Source organism: Helicobacter rappini, from assembly GCF_900198625.1.
Taxonomy (GTDB): Bacteria; Campylobacterota; Campylobacteria; order Campylobacterales; family Helicobacteraceae; genus Helicobacter_A; species Helicobacter_A rappini.
In genome coordinates this window covers 31,597-53,968 of sequence record NZ_FZPK01000002.1, presented here as the reverse complement: position 1 = coordinate 53,968, position 22,372 = coordinate 31,597, and the positions used below count along the sequence as shown (strand labels likewise).

13 protein-coding genes and 2 pseudogenes are annotated in these 22,372 nt (G+C 35.9%); all 15 read right to left on the bottom strand.

The window, feature by feature from the left end; all coding sequences use genetic code 11:
* Positions 1 to 2,393 (bottom strand): annotated as a pseudogene (locus tag C6H17_RS00250) (autotransporter domain-containing protein); the annotation flags it as partial.
* Positions 2,394 to 2,543: 150 nt separating this feature from the next.
* A complete protein-coding gene (locus C6H17_RS00245) occupies positions 2,544 to 3,203 on the bottom strand; it encodes a histidine phosphatase family protein (RefSeq protein WP_004088620.1) in 660 nt (219 codons plus the stop codon).
* A gap of 35 nt (positions 3,204 to 3,238) precedes the next feature.
* A complete protein-coding gene (locus C6H17_RS00240) occupies positions 3,239 to 5,731 on the bottom strand; it encodes an LPS-assembly protein LptD (protein WP_020995519.1) in 2,493 nt (830 codons plus the stop codon).
* Positions 5,732 to 5,739: 8 nt separating this feature from the next.
* Positions 5,740 to 6,291, bottom strand: a complete 552-nt coding sequence (locus tag C6H17_RS00235) for an RDD family protein (protein WP_005217184.1) — start codon at positions 6,289 to 6,291, stop codon at positions 5,740 to 5,742.
* Between the two features lie 300 nt (positions 6,292 to 6,591).
* A complete protein-coding gene (locus C6H17_RS00230) occupies positions 6,592 to 8,034 on the bottom strand; it encodes an NADH-quinone oxidoreductase subunit N (protein ID WP_005217182.1) in 1,443 nt (480 codons plus the stop codon).
* Between the two features lie 2 nt (positions 8,035 to 8,036).
* Complete coding sequence (locus C6H17_RS00225; protein ID WP_020995518.1) at positions 8,037 to 9,707, bottom strand: complex I subunit 4 family protein; 1,671 nt, start codon at positions 9,705 to 9,707, stop codon at positions 8,037 to 8,039.
* Positions 9,708 to 9,720: 13 nt separating this feature from the next.
* Positions 9,721 to 11,571 carry an NADH-quinone oxidoreductase subunit L gene (nuoL, locus tag C6H17_RS00220; protein ID WP_005217178.1) on the bottom strand — a complete coding sequence of 617 codons (1,851 nt, stop codon included), beginning with the start codon at positions 11,569 to 11,571 and terminating at the stop codon, positions 9,721 to 9,723.
* A gap of 20 nt (positions 11,572 to 11,591) precedes the next feature.
* On the bottom strand, positions 11,592 to 11,894 hold the full coding sequence (nuoK, locus tag C6H17_RS00215; protein WP_005217175.1) for an NADH-quinone oxidoreductase subunit NuoK: 303 nt from the start codon (positions 11,892 to 11,894) through the stop codon (positions 11,592 to 11,594).
* Entirely contained in the window at positions 11,891 to 12,502 is a 612-nt protein-coding gene (locus tag C6H17_RS00210; RefSeq protein WP_005217174.1) for an NADH-quinone oxidoreductase subunit J, read from the bottom strand. Before C6H17_RS00210 ends, nuoK begins: the two co-directional genes overlap by 4 nt.
* Before the next feature lie 12 nt (positions 12,503 to 12,514).
* A pseudogene (gene nuoI / locus C6H17_RS00205) lies at positions 12,515 to 13,132 on the bottom strand (NADH-quinone oxidoreductase subunit NuoI); the annotation flags it as partial.
* Positions 13,133 to 13,141: 9 nt separating this feature from the next.
* Positions 13,142 to 14,128, bottom strand: coding sequence for an NADH-quinone oxidoreductase subunit NuoH (gene nuoH, locus C6H17_RS00200; RefSeq protein WP_005217170.1), 987 nt, complete (start codon positions 14,126 to 14,128; stop codon positions 13,142 to 13,144).
* Positions 14,125 to 16,890: an NADH-quinone oxidoreductase subunit G gene (locus C6H17_RS00195; protein ID WP_005217169.1), complete on the bottom strand. Its 2,766-nt coding sequence runs from the start codon at positions 16,888 to 16,890 to the stop codon at positions 14,125 to 14,127. The genes nuoH and C6H17_RS00195 overlap by 4 nt, the downstream gene beginning before the upstream one ends.
* Before the next feature lies 1 nt (position 16,891).
* Positions 16,892 to 19,330, bottom strand: coding sequence for a 2Fe-2S iron-sulfur cluster-binding protein (locus C6H17_RS00190; protein WP_005217168.1), 2,439 nt, complete (start codon positions 19,328 to 19,330; stop codon positions 16,892 to 16,894).
* On the bottom strand, positions 19,327 to 22,113 hold the full coding sequence (locus C6H17_RS00185) for an FAD-dependent oxidoreductase (RefSeq protein WP_005217166.1): 2,787 nt from the start codon (positions 22,111 to 22,113) through the stop codon (positions 19,327 to 19,329). Before C6H17_RS00185 ends, C6H17_RS00190 begins: the two co-directional genes overlap by 4 nt.
* 19 nt (positions 22,114 to 22,132) lie before the next feature.
* On the bottom strand, positions 22,133 to 22,360 hold the full coding sequence (locus tag C6H17_RS00180; RefSeq protein WP_005217164.1) for an NADH-ubiquinone oxidoreductase subunit E family protein: 228 nt from the start codon (positions 22,358 to 22,360) through the stop codon (positions 22,133 to 22,135).
* Positions 22,361 to 22,372 lie beyond the last annotated feature (12 nt).

The window sequence follows — 22,372 nt, the reverse complement described above, 5'->3', positions numbered from 1 at the left end:
GTTGTGCTTATGGTTGTGCCGTTATTGGTATCTTTGCCAAAAGTCGTAGTATAATCCCCTTGTGTGTAAGTGTAGCTTATAGATTCTGCTGTGATTAATTTGTATTCCACAGCATTACTACCATTAAGTTGATTACTTATACTCGATAAAGTCTTAGAATCTGCTATATCTGCTTGTAATGCCCCTGTGCTTCCGGGTGATATGTCTAGTGTTGCTTTGCCTTTGATATTCATACTTGCATTTTTTATTTCATTATTAGAATCATTTGGATTTGCTTGAATGCTAAAAAGGATTTTACCTTTGTTATTAAAGTTTCCTGTTACTTCTATATGTCCATTAGCTCCCAAATCTATTGTATTGTGGTTATTGAGATTACCTGTGAGATAGAGTGTCGGTTTATTTCCATCTACAAAGCCATCATCGATTAGAATCTTTCCATAGTTATTTAATGCACCTTTTGTGAGTTCGGTTTGCTCTATTAAGATATTACCACCATTTGCAACTTGTCCTGTGCTATTTGTAATATTTTCATTTGTCATAATATCTGGTAAGACTAGATAATGTTTGCCATCACTTGTTGTGATATATGTGCCACTTGCGTTTTTGTAGTCTGTTGTATTGCCATTACTTCCATTTGCTTCAGCTTTTTTAATGATTTCAGCTATCTCATCACCACTCATATTTTTTAAATCTTTAGAATCTACGCCAACATTTAGATATTTGTCAAATTCCTGTTTTATCTCTTCACTGCCATTTAGCTCAATTTTCATAACACCACTATGTTTGCTAGAATCTTTTATATGCAAAAGCTCATTGACATTTAGGGCGTTAGCTGTGATTTTTGAAGCACCATTTGTGATGATTGTCTGTCCTTTTTTGTTTGTAATGGTGTTAAAAATCCCTGTTTTCATATAAATATCAGCTTCCATTGCACTCAGCTCGTTGATATTTACTTGTTTAATATCCCCAAAGTTTATATAGCTTGTAGGTCTTGCGGCAACATAGTTAATATTTAGGATATCACCGCCACCTTTAAACCACAAAGCCGCAGAATCTGCTGTATGACTTGTGCCTATTTCCATTGACAGATTATTGATGAAGCTTTTACCGATATTTTCACTCACGGTTGTATATGCACTGCCATCAGTTGGATGCTCAAAACCCACACGATTTGCATTTGCTTTCCACACAGTGAAGTTATTAAAGTGAAAGTTTTTTGCTTTGAGTGTGCCATTTCTAAATTGCAAATCATCAATAAAGGTGGTGTTTTTTACACCGCTTAAATCAAGATAGCTATTATTTAGCGAAGTAACCAAAGAGATTGCTTCCACTTTACCAGCATAGAAGTTATTGCCTTTGATTTGAAGTGTATTAAATGAGCCAATACCGCTTTCATTCGCTGTGCCACCAGTTACACTTTTTACGATAACATCACCCTCTTTACTATTTAGCTCTATCCAACCCGCACAAGCTTGAGTGATACAAATATCAACGGCAAAACCGACATTCCCTACCACTATATCTTTTTTTGTATTAACAAAGATATTAGAATGTCCCATGCCTTTAATGCTATCTGAAGTAAAACCACCATTATTTGCATTAAATCTTATCTCACTTTTTGGAATCACCGCAAAGCCACCAACCCCATCAATACCATCAAAATACACATCTTTTGCAACAATGTTTTCCTCTGCATAGACGTTTAAAACCTGCGATAATCTACCAGCAGCTTTACCAATCGTAACATTTTTTGCATTTAGGTTGATTTTACCTTGAGAACCAGCAAGTCCATTTTGATTAAAAGATACTCTATCTATTTCTAAATTTTTTGTAAATTGTACCGAGATAGCAGTGGGATTTTGTCCGCCTAGTTTCCCAACACTCACTTCTCGCCCCACATTCACGGTTAGGGTTGTGCCACCACCCGCATTATTATGTGCTAAACCACCGATTTTTGTATTCGCATTAATACTGACACTTCCACCAAAGCCTACCGCACCAGTATGAGAAGTGTAGAGATCATCTATCGTGATTGTTCCATTATGAGGGTTATGTGATTCAATAGTAAGTCCCCTTTCCCCTCCAAAATTATTTGTTTCTAACTTTATGCTTGAAAAATTATAGCTACCGGTTCCATCCCCACCGTAAATGCTTAGTTTATCATATGCAGACTCTCCACCAAGATGACACGCAAAACTATGACAAACAACAGTCCAATCGCTTCTTCCACCAGCTTCCAGCCACTTATCCTCTGCATACCCCACATTACACAGCAATAGCGTAGTTCCAAATACAGAGACACATAAGTATTTTGTCTGCACCCGTTTTAGCAAAATACCACTTAATATAAAAGCTTTGCCCTTTAATTTCATTCCCCAATTTTTACCACTCATTACACTTACTCCCAAAAAGATAAATATTTGCAATAGCAAATAAAAATACTCATGTGATTCTAACAAAAAAAGAATAAATTTAAGTAAATTTACCACCAATTCTAGTTTCTTACTATATTTTACACACTATAATCCCATTTTCTCATAATCTCAAAACACAAAAGGGATTGATTTATCAATACCCCTAAAGATACAATGTATATGATTATTCTCAAGGTAGAGAAATGCACCCTCTAGCATATAGGGCCAGTTAAAGTCATCAAGCTGTGGTTGCAGGTTATGACAATAGCAAACAATGGCGATTAAGAAAGTATCATGCGTGATGAATATCTCCATATCTTCACAAGTTTTATCAGCAAAGATATAGTTAAAGAGTGTTTTCATACTCTCTTCCACACCACGCATACCGGGCAAACTCTCACCACGCAAAAACGCAGATATTATGGAATAAGGCGATTGTGTTTTAAATAACTCTACTGCTTTATCTAAGTCATTGATATAGGTATCTGTAAGTATATTTGTATGGATTATTTCTAATTCTTTATGTTTAGATTCTTTATAGCCTTTTGCAAAAAGATTTGCGGTTTGGATACACCGCTCAATTATGCTTGTGTGTATTTTAGCAATAGAGAAGTTACAATGCAATCCAAAATGCTCTGCCATGACTTCACCTTCACGAGTGAGTAAAATATCATTGCCTGTTTCATTTGGCGGTATCTTATCTCTTAGTGAATGTCGTAAAATCATTTTTGCATTTTTTGGGCTTATGGCTGCACTTTGTGCAAACCCTTTATATATCGTTGCTATCATATTTTTCCTCTATTATTTAGAATCTCTGTTAGAATCTATCTGTCTTGCTGCTCTATAACTGGTCGTAGCCTGTAAGTATAACCAAAGGTTGTTAAAGGCACGAATCTAAATTCTGCTTTCACATAGATATTATCAATTACACTGATTGTATTACCTTGTGATAGCATAGGCGTTCTATTACTCCCAGCCTTTAGTCCAATACCAAAGCATTTAATGTCTTTATATACGCCAACACCCACATTAACGATATTTTGCGTCCTGAAGTCATAACCTAAATCCGCTACTAATCCAAAATAGCCTAAATCTCCACGCAGTGAAGCACTCAAATAATTTGACGAGTCTATGGGCTTATAAGTAAGTGTGGTAGGATCAATACTCCATGCCGCATCATCTCGTTTTAAGAAGTAAGAAATACTTGCTGCATACGCCCCTTTTGTATATGAGGCATTTACCCCTATTTCAGTAAAATTACTATAAAACCATGAGTAAAAAAGGCTAAGATTTAAGCTTAATCCCGGTAGTGGCGTTGTGCCAAATTTATTTTCCATAGGGATACGCAAAGGTGAGATTGTATCATCAAAGTTAAAGGACTGACTAAGCTTCCAATAAAAGATTTCAGCACCATTACGATTATAGATATAGTTTGACATGCTAAGGTCAAGCCGCCTTATCATTTGATAGATATTGCCAAAATTTTGTGGATTCCAAATATTTGCACCATTTTGTATTGCATCAAGCACACCAACGGGTAATTGCGTATAGGTTTTTAGAATCTCTGGACTTAAGATTCCATTTGTAAATACCACTCTATCAACTGGGGCATTAAATAAAACTGCAGTTTGCATAGAGTGGAAAAAGTTCCCATATCTTCGCCCAATATCGCTATTTACAGAGATTCTATAATTAAGATTTGCGTAATTACCCATATTCTCTTGCATAGCGATAGAAGTATTTGGGGCGGTATAGATTATAGTATCTTTTGTATTTGTAGCATAGGTATTCCCCGCAAAGACATTTAGCCATGCTCCAATAGAAAAGTATTTATTGAGAAATGAAAACTGCATACCAATGGGAATGGAAAGCTCATTTGATAAATACGAATAGCCACTATCTCTATACGCATACTGCATTTTATAATCAAGCGAATACAATAATTCTTTTATAAATAAAGATCCCATGTATTTATGATATTGAATATTTGGGAGATTCTGAAATGTCGTTGAGTTATTTTGTGTGTAAAGGTTTAGATAATAGCGTAGATTTAAACCAAAATAGTGATTATCTGTTTGAGCGTAAAGATTTGCCTTTGAGATATATGAGGTTTGATTGAGAAAATATCTCACATCATCAAGTCGCATATAATCAATGTCATTCATAAATGCTAAGTCAAAAAACATAGCATTATCAAGCTTAGTTTTAGCACCAAAATATTTTTGAATCACATTTCTTTTGCTATGTTTGAAATCAAAACCATAAACATGCTGATTGAGTAGATTTAGCTTTTGCATATATTCATCATTATTGTAGAAATACTTGAAATGCAAGATATATTTATCGTTACTGCTATCAATAGCTCTAAACTCAAAATTTGCACCACCACCCCTTGAAGTCCTTACCTGTGGGCTAATAGTCATATCCCAGAAGTTTTGCAATGCTACATAATAGGGCTGAATATAGGTAAAGCCATCAGTGCTTGAGCTACCTAAAGTTGGGTATAAAATACCGCTTGTGCGTTTATTCTCAAGTGAGACTTTAAGGTAAGGCAGATAAAATACCGGCACATCGCCAATGTAGATTCTAGGATTCCATAAAGCAAGTGTATTTTTTTCCTTATCATACGCCCCTTTGCTTGAATCAATACGCCATGCAGGACTTACAAAAGAACAACCTGAAACCATAGAATCTGCAAAGCGATAGATTGACTTTTGAGAGCTAGCACTCTCTGCATGAGTCCAAATGCCTGTGTCTGTGTCCTGTATGTAAAAGGGTCTGATAATGCTAAAATCACTATTGAGATAAACTGTCGCCTGTTTTGCAATCACAGAGAGTGTGTCGCCTTTATAAATGCGGACATTACCCATTAATCTAGCTTGTTTTAACTCGGGATTATAGATAATCTCATCAGCGATGATATAGGCTTCTTTATTTTTCAATATCGCATTACCACGCACAACCATATAATTGTCATAATGCTCTATCTCTTCACCTAAAAGCTCAAAAAGTTTTGAAAAATCTGTATCTTTTTTGCTTACGCCTGTTTGCAAGCCCTTTTCATTTTCCCTCTTTTCACTCTCACTCATAGTTTGTTTTATGTCTTTAGAATCTTCTTTTTTAGTGTCTGAAAATGTCGGCAATACTTGTTGCTCTTTAGAATCATAAAAGAGTGTTGCGCTATTTTGATTCTGTGAAGTTTGTATATCCGTAAGCTGTTCTACTCCATAGACAAAATGAAAAAAAAGCAATACATACAGAATCCATTTTAGGAATATCACATTTTTTTTATGAATCTTAAAGGCAATATAATACATAAGAAACTCTATGCCGTAACCACGATGGTATGACTCATTTTATCATGTAATGCACGATAGAATCTATCCACAAACGCCACAATGAACCCAACATAAAGCACTGCTCCAAAGATACATTTTATTATCGCTCTTTTCATGCTTACATGCAAACTTGGCTTATCAAAGCGATACGCATCCACAACCCTTATACGCAATATAATCTGCCCTAAAGTCGCCCCATAATAATACACAAAGAAGAAATAATACACAATCTCTAGCCCAATGTATATCGCCATATAAAGCAATAATATCTCAAAGGCTTCTTTTGAAGTTTTACGCATATCTTCTAGTATTTTGCTATTATCTGTTGTGCTATTTAGCGTTGTTTGCGTGTTTGGCAAACTATAAGTTTTTTCAATCGTCTCTTTTGCAAGCACTAATCTTTCTTGCTGTGCTTGTGAAAAAAATAGCGTAATAACAAGACTTAATAGAATCATATCAATCAAATACGCACCAATTCTTAAACTAAGCGGTGCTATCTTGATATTTTCTCTAAATAAATCATTCTCCAATCTATCCATAACCTTTCCTACTTTTTTATAATCTTATTTTATCGCCTTTGGTTTATAATCTCTAGGGCTAGATTCTTATGGAATCTATCTTTCATATTTTGCGATCGATAATTACTAGAATCTGGCTTTTTTGTCGTTTTAAACCAATAAGCAAAATATCTCTTGTATAATCTCTATTAGATACTCCGCTTTCCTTTATGTAGCAATTGCCAGAAGCTTAGATTCTAAAAATCCCACTCCAAGCCCCACAACCCATACAAATGCTAACACAATACTAGATTCTATGCACTAACTTTATATATCATCTCTTTATATGCCAAGCATGGGGATATATTGAAACAAATAAGACACAACAAAGATTGAGAAAATACAAAGGATAGCACACATAAAGGCTACAAAGCGAATGGGAGCGGTGCTATTGTCTTCATAAAAGATTTCATTGCTGCCTTGTTTAAAATACATAGCAACGATTAATTTTAGATAATAGCACACTGCAATGGCACTATTTAACATCATCATAAATGCAAGTAGCATTTCATTTTGCTGCAAGGCATTTGTAATGATAAAAATCTTACCCCAAAAGATAGAAAATGGCGGTATCCCAGCAAGAGATAACATAAATAACGCCATGCTTAAAGCCATTATAGGATGCTTTTTCCCAAAGCCATAGAATCTTTGCAAGTCGTAATCATAGCGAGTTTGCGTATTAAGCGGCTTTGCTATCCATAGCATTGTAAATGCTCCAAGATTTGTTATCAAAAACAATACCCAATAAAGTATCAAGGTATCAAATGTCCCAAGATAGATACAAGCAAGGGCAAAACCAGAATGCGAAATCGAGCTAAATGCAAGCATTCTTTTCACATCTTTTTGCACTAGAGCCATAATATTTGGCAAAGTAATAGTAATGAGTAAAAGGATTCTAACAAGATATTCAATGTAATTATGCGATGCGTTCTCACTCTGTAAAAGCGGTAAAAAGAGTATAGCAAAAAGACCAAAACCAGCAATCTTTGGCACAACAGAAACATAACCTGCTAACACAGGATTACTTGCCTCATACACATCTGGCATCCAGCTATGCCATGGGACTAATGAGACTTTAAAGCCAAGCCCTGCAAGCATGAAAAGCATACTAAAAAGCAGCAATAAAACATCTAAAACATGTCCGTGTAATAAGACATTTTTGTATTCAATAGCATTTCTTTGTAATGAAAAATCACCAAAATAAAGATAAAAAAGCATGATTCCAAGTATGAAAAATATACTTGCAAGCGCACTTGCTACAAAGTATTTTATCCCTCCCTCAATGCCATAAATCCTGCGATTAAACGCTAACATCGCCGCTAAAGGCAGACTACCTATCTCTAATCCAAGTAACACTAATACTAAATTATTACCTTGCACCATAAGCATAAAGCCTGATATGGAGAATAGATAAAGCGGATAAAACTCTGGTGTTTGAAACTCAACAAATTTATATTTTGAAAAAGTAAGCAATATAAACCAAAATGATGCGATGAGAATAATATATTCCGCACTTAGAGTAATGGCTGAAACATTCTCAATATGCCCAACGCTAAGACAGAAAAAGAAAGCCGCTGCGATAAAAATCATACATAAAGATAAGCTTGTATTGCGTGAAAATTGACTTGCAAATACATTGCTAAATAGCACAACAATAGCCCCTAGCACTAAAATGACAGAAGGCATATACATGTATAAATAAGTGTAAAAATCTAGCGTATTCATATTTACTCCTCTTTATTTGTGCTATTGCTTTGATTGTCTATACTTTGAGATTCTGTATTAGAATCCATGCTGTCTCTTTGCGGTGTGGGCGGTGGTAATTCGCCAAGATTATCCATTATTGTATTATTTAGCATTGCCCTTTCTATGACTAAGCCATTATTGACTTTAGCGATATGCTCTTTTGTTGCTTTCTCTTGTGCTAGAGTATAGGTTGTGCCTACAAGTTGCTGCACAGAGACTTGCATAGGTTTTAAAAGCGTATTTGGAAACACACCAAGCCATATAATCACAAATGCGATAGGACCTAGCACACAGAACTCTTTAAATCCTAAGTCCTTTAGAGATTGTGTGATATGCGTTTGTTTGAGTGTGCCATAGAATACATTTTTAAAAAGATAGAGCATATAACTTGCCGCGATAATGAGTGTAGTCCCAGCGATAGCCGTCATAATAGGCGAGGTTTGAAAATATCCATAAAGTGATAAAAACTCTCCTACAAAACCGATAGTAAGCGGCAAACCAACATTTGATAGCATAACAATGGCAAAGAAAGTTGAGTAATGCGGCATAACATGTGCGACACCGCCAAAATCATCAACATGCCTTGTCATTGTGCGATAATAAAGCATACCTGCCAACATGAAAAGCCCCCCGCTTGTAACACCATGTGCTACCATCATAAAAATCGCACCGCTAATGCCCTCATTATTAAACGCAAAGATTCCAAGCACAACAATACCCATGTGTGAGATTGAGCTATATGCAATAACCTTTTTTATATCCTTTTGTTTAAAGGCAATAATACCTGCATATACCACCATAATAACGGCTAAAACGCTTACAATCGGCATGAAATGCACGCTTGCATCAGGAAATAAAGGCAGGACAAAACGCAATAACGCATAAGTCCCCATTTTTGAAAGTAAAGCAGATAGCATAACACTGCCAAGGGCTGGGGCTTCACTATAAATATGTGGTAACCATGTATGCAAAGGAATGATAGGAATCTTTACAGCAATGGATACAAAAAAGCCTAAGAATAGCCATATTTGTGTATCTAATGGAATCTTTAAATCTCCACTCAACCACACGCCTAAATCAAAGCTCCAATATCCAAGCTGCTCATAACAGAGATAGCCAATATAAAGGATTGCAAGTAACATCATAAGGCTTGATGCAAAGGTATAAACAAAGAATTTTAAACCAATATAAATCTTTTGTCCGCTACCCCAAACACCAACCATATAAAGCACAGGTAATAATGCAAGCTCCCAGCATGTATAAAACATTAATACATTCTGTGAAACAAAGAGAGCCATAAGTATAGCTTCAAGTGATAGCAAACATACAACAAAAGGCTTTGCGTCATCTCTTCTTTGCAAATAGATATTCGCAAGGAAAATAATAAAAGCGGTCAAAATAATCAAAAACAAAGAGATTCCATCAACAAATACAATATAATCAATACCAAGGGCTGGAATCAAAAATATTTTTGTAAAAAACTGCGTATCCGCTATATCCACACGATAGCTAATCCATAAAGCGATAACAAGCCCAAGCTCAATAAAAGAAATAATTCGCCCAAATCGCTTTGCCCCGCTATCATCAAACATGAATATAAATAAACATGCTACAAGGGGGCAACCAATAATTAAGCTTAATAAATATTCCACTTTTACTCCTTGCTTAATTCATTATAAAATACATAAGCGTTACACATAATAAAATGGCAACACCAGCACTCATTAACCGCAGCATACTGCTTAGATTCCCATTTTGCAATGGTCGCAACATATAGCTACATAGCACAAAGCACTTTGCAATACCATCAACTATTTTATCTAGAATCCCCATATCGATAATATGATATAAGAAATCTGATATAAAGCCAAAAGGTTTCACAATAAAGATTCTATATAAATGCGGAATGTAGTATTCATTTTCTAGAATCTTATGTAAGATATTTTTCTTACCATCTTTATAGCCATTTCTATACATAAAATACGCACTCACAATAGAGAGTATCACAAGCCCTAGAGTAAGTGAGATAAGCATGATAATATTATCTACATGTATTTTTGCTGGAACAAGCACAGATGATAAGAAAGTATCAAATTGAGTATAAAACAACCCAGCAACAATAGCTAAGAATGCTAAAGGAGTCATAGCATATAGCATAACCTTACTTGCTTCATGTGGATGCTCATTGTGATTTTTTGGAGCTAAGAATACTAAAGTAAAAAGTCTAAAGCTATAAAAAGCCGTGCAGATAGCACCAATAAGCAGCACAATCCATAATTCATAGGAGCTTGTAAATGCGACTTCTAGAATCTTATCTTTTGAGAAATAACCAGAAAGTGGCGGGATACCACAAAGGGCAATAGAGCCTATAAACATGAAAATCATGCTAATTTTTAAAGGCTTATTTAAAGCCCCCATTTTTGTAATATCAAGCTTATCATTCATAGCGTGCATAACATTACCCGCACCTAAGAATAAAAGCGATTTAAAAAAGGCATGTGTGAAAAGGTGAAAAAGAGCTATTGTATAAGCCCCAAGTCCAGCCGCTACAAACATATATCCAAGCTGTGAAAGCGTAGAGTAGGCAATAATCCTTTTTAAGTCCTTATTTACAATTGCCATAAGTGAAGCAAACACGGCTACAAATGCCCCAAGACATGCGATAAAGTAAGCAACTTGTGGGACACTATTATAAAGTGGGGCTAGTCTAATGACTAGATATACTCCAGCAGTTACCATTGTAGCAGCATGGATTAGGGCTGAAACAGGTGTAGGTCCCTCCATAGCGTTTGCAAGCCATGTATGCAGTGGAAATTGTGCGGATTTTCCCATAGCACCAATAAAAAGCAAAATAGCCGCCCATGTCAGCACAGAATCTTCTGGTGGATTACTTGCTAATTGTATAAAAATCTCATTATATGAGAGTGAGCCTACACTTGTATAGACTAAAAAGATTCCAAGTAGCATACCTAAATCAGCGATTCTATTCATCACAAAGGCTTCAATAGACGCTGCATTTGCACTCTTTTTTTGATACCAAAAGCCAATGAGTAGATAAGAGCAAGTCCCAACACCTTCCCAACCGATGAAAAGCACCATAAGATTATCGCCACCAACAAGAAGTAGCATTGAGAATACAAATCCGCCAAGATAGGCAAAAAAGCGATTGAAACCTTTATCGTGAGCCATATAGCCGATAGAATAAAAATGCACCATACTTGAAACAAGTGTAACAACTAGAATCATCACTGCATTAATATGATCAAACATGAAAGAAAAGGTTACTTGAAACTGCCCTGTTTGGATAAAATCCCACAGCACAACATGAAAACTCTCGCCACCATTCATTAAAAAATAAAATAATAAAAGCGAAAGGATAAAACTCGCACTAATACAAAGAGAAGAGATATAGCCAAGCATAATGGAGGGTTTTAGGGTAGAGCTAAGCCCAGCCATAAGAGCGGATATAAGTGGAAGTAAGATTAAGGCTATAAGTATTTGTTCTTGATATTGCATAATCGTTGTAAAAAGCATAATTACCCCCTCATGTTACTAAGCTTATCAATATCAAGCGTTTTATATTTTTTATATAGCATAAGCACTAAGCCTAAGCCAATGGCAACTTCTGCTGCTGCTAATGCAATGACAAATAATGCCATAATCTGCCCTTGCAAATCGCCCTTATAATAGCCAATAGCCACAAAGGCTACATTGATAGCATTGAGCATAATTTCAGTAGCAAAGAGTAGAAGCAAGATATTTTTTCGCCTTAAGATTCCATAAAGTCCAATACAAAACATAATGGCACTAAAAACAAGATAATGATTTAATGTAATCATTGTGCCTCCTTCTGTGAGAATTGATTGTGCGGTATTGATTGATTATATTTAAATACATCTTTTTCACTCTCTTTTGATGCTAATAAATCTTTACTTAGTGAATCTTTATTTGATTCTTCATGTGTAAATTCAGGCTTATGAGAGCCTACGCCAATACCTGCTATCATTGCCATTAAAAGCATGATTGCCGCTGCTTCAAAGCATACAAGATAGTCTTTAAAGAGTAAATGTGCGAGTGCGTTTGTGCTATTGTCATTTTGATATGGGATTGTTGTTTGTGTATTGCCAACGACAATTAAAAGACCGATAGCAAAAATACTTACAAGTAGCCATACCATAAATTGATTCTGGAATCTCTCTTTGACTTCCTTACTCACATCAAATAGCATCATACCAAAGGCATACATAACCACAACAGCACCTGTATATACAATAATCTGCACCACACCTAAGAAATCAGCATTCAGTAAAAAGAATAAACCAGATACCAAAATCATACCAAAAGCAAGTGCGGTGAGTGCGTAAAGAATGTTATTTGTCATAACGACAATCAAAAACGCACATAAACACAACGCACCAAATACATAAAATGCGATAGCCTCAAACATACCTACTCCTTAGTAATCTAGCGGCGTTTGCTTGACTTCTTTATCCGCACTTGGACGCACAGACCCAAACCCTGCAAACTCAAGCTGATGATGACTTTTTGCTTCTTCTAAATCTTTTAGAAAATCTTCTTTTAAACCAAAATGCGCTCTTTGCTCACTTGCATTCTCAAAGCGATTCCCCATAACAATGGCAAGTTCTGGGCAGACCTCAGCACATAAACCACAATAGATACAACGACCTAAATTAATCGTGTAAGAATCAATCTTTTTACGACCATCTTCGCCCTCATGCGTTAAGATTCTAATGCAATTACTCGTGCATATCTTCTCGCACAAACCACAGCCAATGCAACGCTCACTACCTGATTCTAACATTCTCTGCAAGTTATGCACGGCACGATAGCGTGGGCTTAAAGGCTGTGTTTCAAAAGGATAGTTAATCGTTACAGGCTTACTAAAAAACTCTTTTATTGTTAAGCCTAAGCCTTTGATAATATCTGCCCCTAAGCTTAACTTCACGCTTCGCTTAAAGCTTTCAAAGCCATTTTCTGGCATTTTCTCCATACTCACAAAATAATAATCTTTCTTTTCTTGTGAATCTGTCTTTGTCTCTGTATGTGTTGTTTGCATACAATCTCCTTATAATAATACAATGCCTGTAATAAGCACATTTGCCAAAGCCAAAGGCACAAGCACTTTCCAACAAGTATTCATTAATTGATCTGGGCGGACATGTGGCAGAGTAGCCCTTACCCACATGAATAAAAAGATGAAAAAGCATACCTTTAAAATGATAGCAATACCACCGGGGATAAAGCCGATAGGATTAAAACCACCTAAGAAAATAAGGCTTACAACAAAGCCAAAGGCAAACATGTGTGCGTATTCAGCGATGAAAAACATACCCCATTTTAAGCCACTATACTCCGTGCAATACCCCGCAATAATCTCTGCTTCATGCTCGAGTAAGTCAAATGGCGTTCTGTTTAACTCTGCATAACTTGCGATTAAGAAAAGCAGGAATGCCAAAGGCTGCTTCCATATAAGCCAATCAAGCACACTGCCGCTTTGATAGCTATTCATAGCCACAAGTGAGAGTGAGCCTACAAGCATAATGGGAGCTAAAATCGCAAGTCCGCTTACAATCTCAAAGCTTAAGACTTGGATACATGCCCTAGCCCCACCTATTAAACTCCACTTATTCCCACTGCTAAGCCCTGCTAAAAGCGGTGCATAGATTCCAACTGCACCAACTGATATAAAAAAGAGTAAGCCGACATTAATATCTGAAATAATCGGCGTTACCTTATAGCCAAAAATCTCAAAATCAGGAAAAAATGGAATAGCAACCATAGAAGTCATCGCACTCACTAAGGCTACAACGGGTGCTAATGTGAAAATAAACTTATTTGCACCTTTAGGGATAATATCCTCTTTTGTAAAAAGCTTAATCGCATCAGCCCCAAACTGCAATAATCCAAAAGGTCCTACATAAACAGGTCCAAGTCGCCTTTGAAAAAATCCTAAAACCTTTCTTTCAAGATATGTTGCAAATCCACCTAAAAATGAAAACACAAGTAAAACAACTAATACCTTTATAATAGTCTCAATGATAAACTCACTCATGCTCTATTCCTTTCTTCCTTATTCATTTCATCTGCCTTTACAATCTCTAGCGATGTGCTAAAATAGCCTTGAAACAATGCTTTTATATTACTAATCATAGGTGAAACAAGCAAAAGCATAGTATCTATTTCATTATCGCAATAAATCTCACTCTCAACGCGTATATCATTGTGTATAAGATATATGGAATCTCCCTCACTCAAGCCATGCTCTTGCATATATGCTTTACTTGCATAAACACCGCTTTTTGATTGTAGATTCTTACTTGAGCGCGTTGTGTTATTAAACTGATTCTGTGTTTCAAGCAATAACGCATTATAGCCTATATTCTCACGCGGACGCAATGAAAACTTCACTTCAAGGCTACTTTGTGCTTCTTTTTTATCTAAAAGCAACATATAGCCGCGATTATCCCTGCCATCTCTCTCAAAACTAGCCTTTAAATCTTTGTGTAGAATCTGTTTATAAGCGACATTATTCATATACAAATATTCTGTAAAATCGCTTAAATACTCTAAATGTGAAATCTCATCAGGCAAAGCTTCTAACTCTCTTGTAATATCGCTTAAATCAAGTCCAGATTCTAAACAAGAATCTAAATAAGGCACACTAGGGATTAAAGGCAGGACTCTATTTTCTAGATTCGTTATACTACCCTCACTTTGTGCGAGTGTAGGCAGTGCAAAATTTGGCTTTATAGTAGGGAGATTAGAATCTAGAGTGAAGCTTCCCTTTGTGCGGATACCTATGCTATATCGAGATTCTATAGTATCACTTGGACTAAGCTTACAAAGATTTGCAACACCTAAAGTATTTGTGCCTTTTGGTATATAAAGCAGGGAAAGATTTAGCCTATTGCATACAAAGGCGATTAAATGAGCTAGAATCTGCAGTTTCACTCCATTATCCATAATATCATGTCGCACAGATTCTGTAATGCCCTCCATAATCGCTGTTGCCACTGCATTTTCTATTGTGGGGGGATTTTTATCTGTGAAATGCGATTGCAATCCATAGCCCTCACTACTTGTAAAATCATGCGCTAAAAACTCATCAAAAACATATTGTGAGATCATTAAGATTCCATCTTTTTTGCTTAATTTAAGGCTACTTAGATCAGTCATATTTAATGCGTTTGCGATTATACTTGTATCATAGGGACTTAGATTATCAACTTCGCTTTTTGTGTCTGCTTGTTTCTCTTCTGCTTGATTTTCATTTTGCTTATTTTCTGCTTGATTTACTTCCACTTGATTTTCAACTTGAGAATCTTTAGATTCTAAACTCTCTTTAGAATCTTGTGTCAAAGTCTCTTCAGCTTCTTTTTGGATATAGAATCCCTCTACCTTTTGGACTTCCTTTTTCATAAATGCACTTAAGCTATTAGGAAAGCATTCTTCAAAATCATCAATTAAATCATTTGCAAATACTAAGCCAAGTATCCCCATAAGTGAAACATTCGCATTATCACCTTGTATTTGTGTAACATTTTTGCCAAGAGATTCTAAAAGCGTATCTTTAAAGAGAGTTATGCTTATCACTTGTGAGTTTTTCTGCATTTTTAGATTATTGTTTAGCTTGTAGCGAACAATTGGTGCGTCATGTTTAAAATAAGTATGTAATGCTATAAAGCTTGGACTTGTTTTAAAGTCTTCAAAAGTAGCAAAGAAGTTTTGTTTAGATTCTGTGCTAAATTGTGTATTATAAAGCTTTCTTGCTTGCAAAAAGTAATTTTCAAAATGCTGCAAACAATAGGCTTCATGATTTATTAATGGAATCTCTAGCTTTTTAGCAATCAGGTCAGCAAGAAAAGCTTCTTCATTACTCACATCACTGCCTATAAATATAGAATCTGCCCTTTGGAATGCTTGGTGCAATGCCGTTGTATTACGAGATCCAATAGATACCATATCAAAGGCAAACCGCCCTGCCCCACAAATAGGATTATATAAAAAGTCATTTTGCACGCGATAGACTTTTTGTAAATCACCCTTTACATCTAAATGCTTTACATTATATATAAGAGAGCAACCCCCCGCACAATGCGTGCAAGTAGAATGTATCTTTTCTAATTCCCACGCATTACTTGTATAGGTAAAATCTTTATAAGTCATAGCCCCAACAGGACATACAGAGATACACTCTCCACAATCTTTGCATTCATTCTTACCTACAAACTCAATCAAGCCTTTTTGCCTTTTCGCCCATACAGAATAGGGATCTTTCCCCATAGAATCTTTATAGTTATCTGGTGTGAAGAGGTTTGCTTTACCTGCTTTCAAGTTTGCTTCACCTATATTATCCTTGCAAGTAGTAACACACCTTTCACACATGATACATAATGCTGGGTCATAAAAGCTTTGAGCAAAACTATATGACTTTTTATCTGCTTCTTGTAAGCCAAATTGTTGCGTATCAACCTTTGTATAAAGTGTGAAATCTTGCAACTCACACTCCCCGCTTTTATCACATACGCCACATTCTAAAGGGTGATTCACACAATAGGTAGTCATAATCTCATTTCTATCTTTTTGTAACTCTTCATTATGGACTACAACTTCCATGCCATCTTTTACTTTCGCATTACAGCTATACACCCTTTTACCATTGACTTCCACCATACACATTTTACATGCTAAAGTCGGGCTACAACCGCTTAAAAAGCAAATGGTAGGAATCTGTATATTATTGCGTCTTGCAACATCAAGGATTGTATCCCCATCATTTGCTTGAAGCACTTGCCCTTCAATCGTAATATTCATACTATGCCTTTAATGTTTTATAATCAAAATATTTTGTAGAAGTGAATACATAATCACTCGCAAGGACTGCTACCATGCCTTTCATAAATGAAGTCTGCATAACTCTCACACTAAGAATAGCATCGCCTACTTGTAGATTGATAATCTCATTATCCTGCAATTTTGTAGCAATGCAAAACTGCTTTGATACCTTTAAGATTCCATGCAATTCTTTGCCATTATAGACTAGATTTTCACTTCTGTATTCATTGCGATAAAAGCTTAAATTGCCACTTAAAGCCGCTTTGTAGATAAAAATACCACTGCCTTCACTCATTACAATTTCTGGATATTCAAGCAGGGCTATATTATCTAAAGTGAGTTTTAAATTTTTAGAATCTAAAGGCATTTTAGATTCTAAAGAGTCAAAATCTTTAATATTTTTTTCTTGTAAAAACTCACTTAAAAAAGGAACTTCACTTGTAATATCTATCATATATTCACAATCTAGCCCTAAATAATCCCTGCTTATATCAAGCAAATCTCTTTGTATGCAATCTTTCGTGCTACTAAAGATATTATCATCTCTAAAACTTGGGTAGAGCTTTATGAGATTCCCATACATATCAATGACACTTCCCTCCATAAACTGCAATGGCATAATGGATAAATGCTTGTGTGGGTTTTTAGATTCTATTTTAGAATCTTTATTTATAGAATCTAGTTTGAAAGGCATGGGGGCAATGCTAAACTCTGCATTTGAGCGGATACCTAATACATTATTATAACTGCCATCATCATACGCTAAATCGCATAACAAACCAATCGCATGGATATTATCATAGCAAAGTGGGATAATAGAGCAATTCTTATTGCAAAGAGAAATAGCAGATAAAATCTGTGCGATAAGTTTATAATGCTTAGAGAGATAGAAATCTTGTCCTATTAGAATCTTTATGTTAGAAGTTTGAGTGATATGAGATTCTAAAGGCTTATTATAATTACATATAGAATCTAAAAGGGCTAATTCTGTTTCACTTACATTGCTTTCTGCCATAAGATAGGCTAAATCTTGTGCTTGTAGCCATGTCAAAGTATTTTGCAATAAGGCTAATGTCTGTGAGTTATTTAAAGCCTGACTAGATTCTAAAGTGCTGATTGTATCTTGTATTTGCTTTGTAAATAGGCTTAAAAGTAGCGTGCTGATAGCAAGCTCACTTGATACTTCATAAGTAATTGCTAAATCACTTTGAAATCTCTCTTCAGCAATAGGGCTTATCCAAATATTTTTCACCCCTTTTTTGAGTGATAGCTTTGAGAGATCACTACGCAATACAGGCATTTCATCATAGAGATAACTACCTAAGATAATCACAACGCCATTATGTTGTAAGTCTTTTATTGCGTTTAGATTCTCTACTTCTGTGTATGTATTACAAATCGCATTAAACTCTTTATAGAATAAAGCCTCGTTGCAATACAGCTTTTTATTTGCTTTTTGTGCTAAAAGATTTGCGATATAGATTTCTTCATTTGTTAGATTTGTCCCAAGACGCAGGGCATTTATTTGTGATAAAGCCTCATTTAAGCTAAAATTATTAGTTGTAGAATCTTGTAGGTTTTTGCGTAAAAAGTTATGTCTTCCAGCATGGCATAACTGCATGATATGGGCTTCATTTTTAATACGATAGACTTCTTTTTTAGAATCTATATTATGCTTTACTTCATAATGCAAAGGGCAGTGCAAACTACAATGGATACAATGTGATTTAGCTTTCTCTAACTCCCAAGCATTACTTGTATAAGTGAAACGCGTAGAAAACATAGCCCCCGTTGGACACACACTCACGCATTCATCACAATCTTCACAATAAGCATTAAAATCTACGCCAATCTTTGAGTGAAAGCCCCCTGCAAGCACGGATAGCACACTATTTCCCACATATTCATTGCAAGTTCTAGCACATCTCTCACACATGATACATAAGGCTTCATTATAGACTTTATTATGAAAATGCACATAGTCATTTTGCTTTTGAATGGCAAAAAATGGCTGGATTGCAACCTTAGATTCCAATACTTTATCCTGCAATTCACACTCACCGCTTTTATCACATACACCGCATTCTAAAGGGTGATTGATACATAAAAAGCTCATAATTTGATTGCGATATTTTTGTAATTTCTCTGTTTGGGTATAGATTCTAAGTGGCTTTGCTACATAGCTTTTGCAACTTGCAATAATATTGCCATTATCCTCTTCTACCACACACATGCGACATGCACCCGTTGGCGTAAGCTTTTTAAGATCACAAAGTGTAGGGATATTTATACCATTATTCCTTGCTACGCTTAATAAACTCTCCCCTTTTTTTGCATAGCATTCCTTATCATCGATAAATACTTGAATACGCTCTGTCTTAGAATCTTCATGCTTTATAGCAATATCTGCCTGTGTCATGTTGTCTCCTTTTGCAAAGCTTCTTTGTCTTTAGAATCTGTATCGCAACCTACAACACACATGCTAATATAATAACACCGCATACATCGTTGCGCCTCAGCTATTGCCATTTCATTATCAAAGCCTAGATTAACTTCCTCAAAGTTACCTGCCCTATATTCTGGCTGCAATTTATCACTTACTGCCCGCGTATTGCCTGATAAAAAGCCCTTAATCTCTCTATTCTTATCAAATACACCAATTTGCTTTAATAAATCCTCCATTCTCTCATCATCATTAATCGCTACCTCGCCTGTTTGTAGGAAATTAGCTACAACGCTTGCTACTCTCCTGCCCTGCCCTACTGCATTTACAATCGTTAAGGGACCGCTTACGCAATCTCCTGCGGCAAAGATTCCCTTTTTTGTTGTTGAGAAACTTGCATCATCAACAGCAATTGTTTTCCATTTGCTTATCTCCACACCAAAGCTAGAATCTAAAGGGAAATCCATCTCTTGACTAACCGCTGGGATTAAAATATCACACTCTAGCATAACCCCGCCATCTTCAATGAGTTTTAACTCGCCCTTTGGACTTGTATCACTTTTTATTAACTCATAGCGATTTATTTTCAAGGCTTTGATTCTAGAATCTTGCTCTATTATCTCATCTACCGCACTTAAAAACTGGAATACAACGCCCTCTTCACATGCCTCATGATACTCTTCTTTTGAAGTGTTTTTAATGATAGTTGCCTCATCTCTGCGATAAAGCATAATCACACTAGAAGCCCCAAGCCGCACGCAACATCTCACAACATCCATAGAAGTGAAACCACCACCAACGCATACCACTTTTTTACCTGCTAGATTCGGTAACTCACCGATATTAAATTTTTGAGCTAGATTTACAGAATCCATAAATTTAATCGCTGGTAAGTAGCCACTTAGAGTTGTATTTTCATTCTTACAGCCAAGCTTTTTACTAGCCCTTGTGCCAACAGCTATCACTAAAGCATTATGCTTAGATTCTAATTCACTAATATTTTTAGAATCTACTAAGAAATTTGTATGAAAAATAACACCTAAAGACTTTAAAGATTCTATATCATGGTTATATTCATTAATTGGCATACGATAGTTTGGCACACCCACAGCTACCTCACCACCTAAAACAGGCAAGGCTTCATACACATCGACTTTAATCCCCCTTAATGCCATGTAATACGCACTGCTAAGCCCTGCTGGACCTGCTCCAATAACACCTACTGACTTATTAGCAAACTCTCTTGTCTCTATATTATTTGGGTGAGAGTAGCCCTGCCATTTGCTTGTCTGCTTCTTATTAAACTCAATATTTGCACCAATTCGCTTTAACTCCATAATGCTAATAGGATCATCTAAAATAGCCCTGCGACACGCATTCTCACAAGGATGCGGACATACACGACCACACACTTGAGCTAGTGGCATACTCCCCCTTGTGCTGCTTAGTGAATCAAGATATCGCATATCTTTCACACCCTCAATATAGGCTGGAATATCCACACGCGATGGACACTCATCAGTGCATGGTGCAGTGATTTTTGATATATATTCTAGGTTATCTATCTTTGTTGTGATTGCACTTTTATATCGCTCTAAAGATTCAAAAGTATTTTCAGTGGAATTGTCTCTCGTAATATTATAAGCTACAGGCATAAGCGTGTGAGTTTTTATCTCTTGCGTTGTCTCTTTGCCACTTTTGCGGGAATCTATGGTGTCGGCTCGGTCATGTATGTTTAATACACTCCCTTCGCCTCCACCTTGATAACCCGCAAAATTGTCTAAAGATACTTCCGCAGTGGGCATTTTGGATTCTTTAGAATCTGAAATCTTGTCATGTTGAGCCTTTGAAAAAGGCGAAACATCTTTGTTAGATTCTATACTAGATATTTCAGCACACGCCTCAATATGACAATTTTTAGAATCTAGATTCTGTGTTGAATCTTTTTTAACTGCGGAATTTAAGGCGTAATTTTTAAAATCTGCATTCCTATCATTTTGCACCCCTGCACCTTGTGTCCGCTCATTTAGGCTAGAATCTACACTCTCTCTTGCTATCTTTCTAGCAGATTCTATCATTATGCTTTCTAAATCTTCTTTTTCTTGTGTAGCCTTTATATTCTCTATTCTTTGCATAACATCATGGACTAAGGAAGCTGGGGTAACTCCGCTTTCAATGCTTTGCTGCACTTTATCTACAAAGTCTCTTGCGTCTTGCAGTTTCTTTGTGCTTTGTTTTAATTGCTCTGTTAAGTCATTTAGACTTTGCGTGCTATTCTCTAAATTAGAATCTTTTTGTTTTGATAGAGGCAGGGCTTTTGCAAAGACTTCTGGTTTTTCTTTTAAAATTTGAAGAATAGGATTTGGTGTGGTTTTACCGACTTCACATTTTGAAGTAGCTTTCATTAACTCACATACTTCCTTTAGCTTCTCAATATCCTTTAATGCCTCACAATCACTGACATAATCATAATTTTGTAGCTTTTCTAAAAGCTCATAAAGCACTTTGCCGCCATATTTACCCGGCGTGCATCTCCCACATGATTGTGCGTAGTTTTGATATTGCTTTGCATAGATTTTTAAAGTTTGTAAAATATCTAGGGAAGGATCAAAGATTACTATCCCATCCCAACCGACAAATGCTTTTATCTCTTTTTGCGTGTTCTCAATAGGCTCTTTTGTAAAAAACTTTACTTGCGGTAAAACTTTAGGAAAATCACTTAAGCTATATGGAATGTTTGGATTTGTTTTCTTTACCATTACGCAACCCTTATATGTCCTATGCTTTTTTTACAACTATTGTCCAATCAACATGATTAAACTGCAAAGAGTTCATAAGCGTATGTCCCCTTTCTTTCACATAGTTTGCACTCTTTGCGACATTCTCATGCTCTCCCTTTTCAAAGAGAAAAATGCCTACTTCGCCACTCTCTAATTGCGTTTCAATCAACTCGCCCATTTTGTCGTAAAATTCACTTTTTAAATGTCGTAAATCAAATCGTTTCATGCCCTACCCTTT

Bases quoted from the DNA above. Each gene is read 5' to 3' on its own strand.
- C6H17_RS00245 (WP_004088620.1), bottom strand. From the start codon at position 3,203: ATGATAGCAACGATATATAAAGGGTTTGCACAAAGTGCAGCCATAAGC.
- C6H17_RS00240 (WP_020995519.1), bottom strand. From the start codon at position 5,731: ATGTATTATATTGCCTTTAAGATTCATAAAAAAAATGTGATATTCCTA.
- C6H17_RS00235 (WP_005217184.1), bottom strand. From the start codon at position 6,291: ATGGATAGATTGGAGAATGATTTATTTAGAGAAAATATCAAGATAGCA.
- C6H17_RS00230 (WP_005217182.1), bottom strand. From the start codon at position 8,034: ATGAATACGCTAGATTTTTACACTTATTTATACATGTATATGCCTTCT.
- nuoL (WP_005217178.1), bottom strand. From the start codon at position 11,571: ATGCAATATCAAGAACAAATACTTATAGCCTTAATCTTACTTCCACTT.
- nuoK (WP_005217175.1), bottom strand. From the start codon at position 11,894: ATGATTACATTAAATCATTATCTTGTTTTTAGTGCCATTATGTTTTGT.
- C6H17_RS00210 (WP_005217174.1), bottom strand. From the start codon at position 12,502: ATGTTTGAGGCTATCGCATTTTATGTATTTGGTGCGTTGTGTTTATGT.
- nuoH (WP_005217170.1), bottom strand. From the start codon at position 14,128: ATGAGTGAGTTTATCATTGAGACTATTATAAAGGTATTAGTTGTTTTA.
- C6H17_RS00195 (WP_005217169.1), bottom strand. From the start codon at position 16,890: ATGAATATTACGATTGAAGGGCAAGTGCTTCAAGCAAATGATGGGGAT.
- C6H17_RS00190 (WP_005217168.1), bottom strand. From the start codon at position 19,330: ATGACACAGGCAGATATTGCTATAAAGCATGAAGATTCTAAGACAGAG.
- C6H17_RS00185 (WP_005217166.1), bottom strand. From the start codon at position 22,113: ATGGTAAAGAAAACAAATCCAAACATTCCATATAGCTTAAGTGATTTT.
- C6H17_RS00180 (WP_005217164.1), bottom strand. From the start codon at position 22,360: ATGAAACGATTTGATTTACGACATTTAAAAAGTGAATTTTACGACAAA.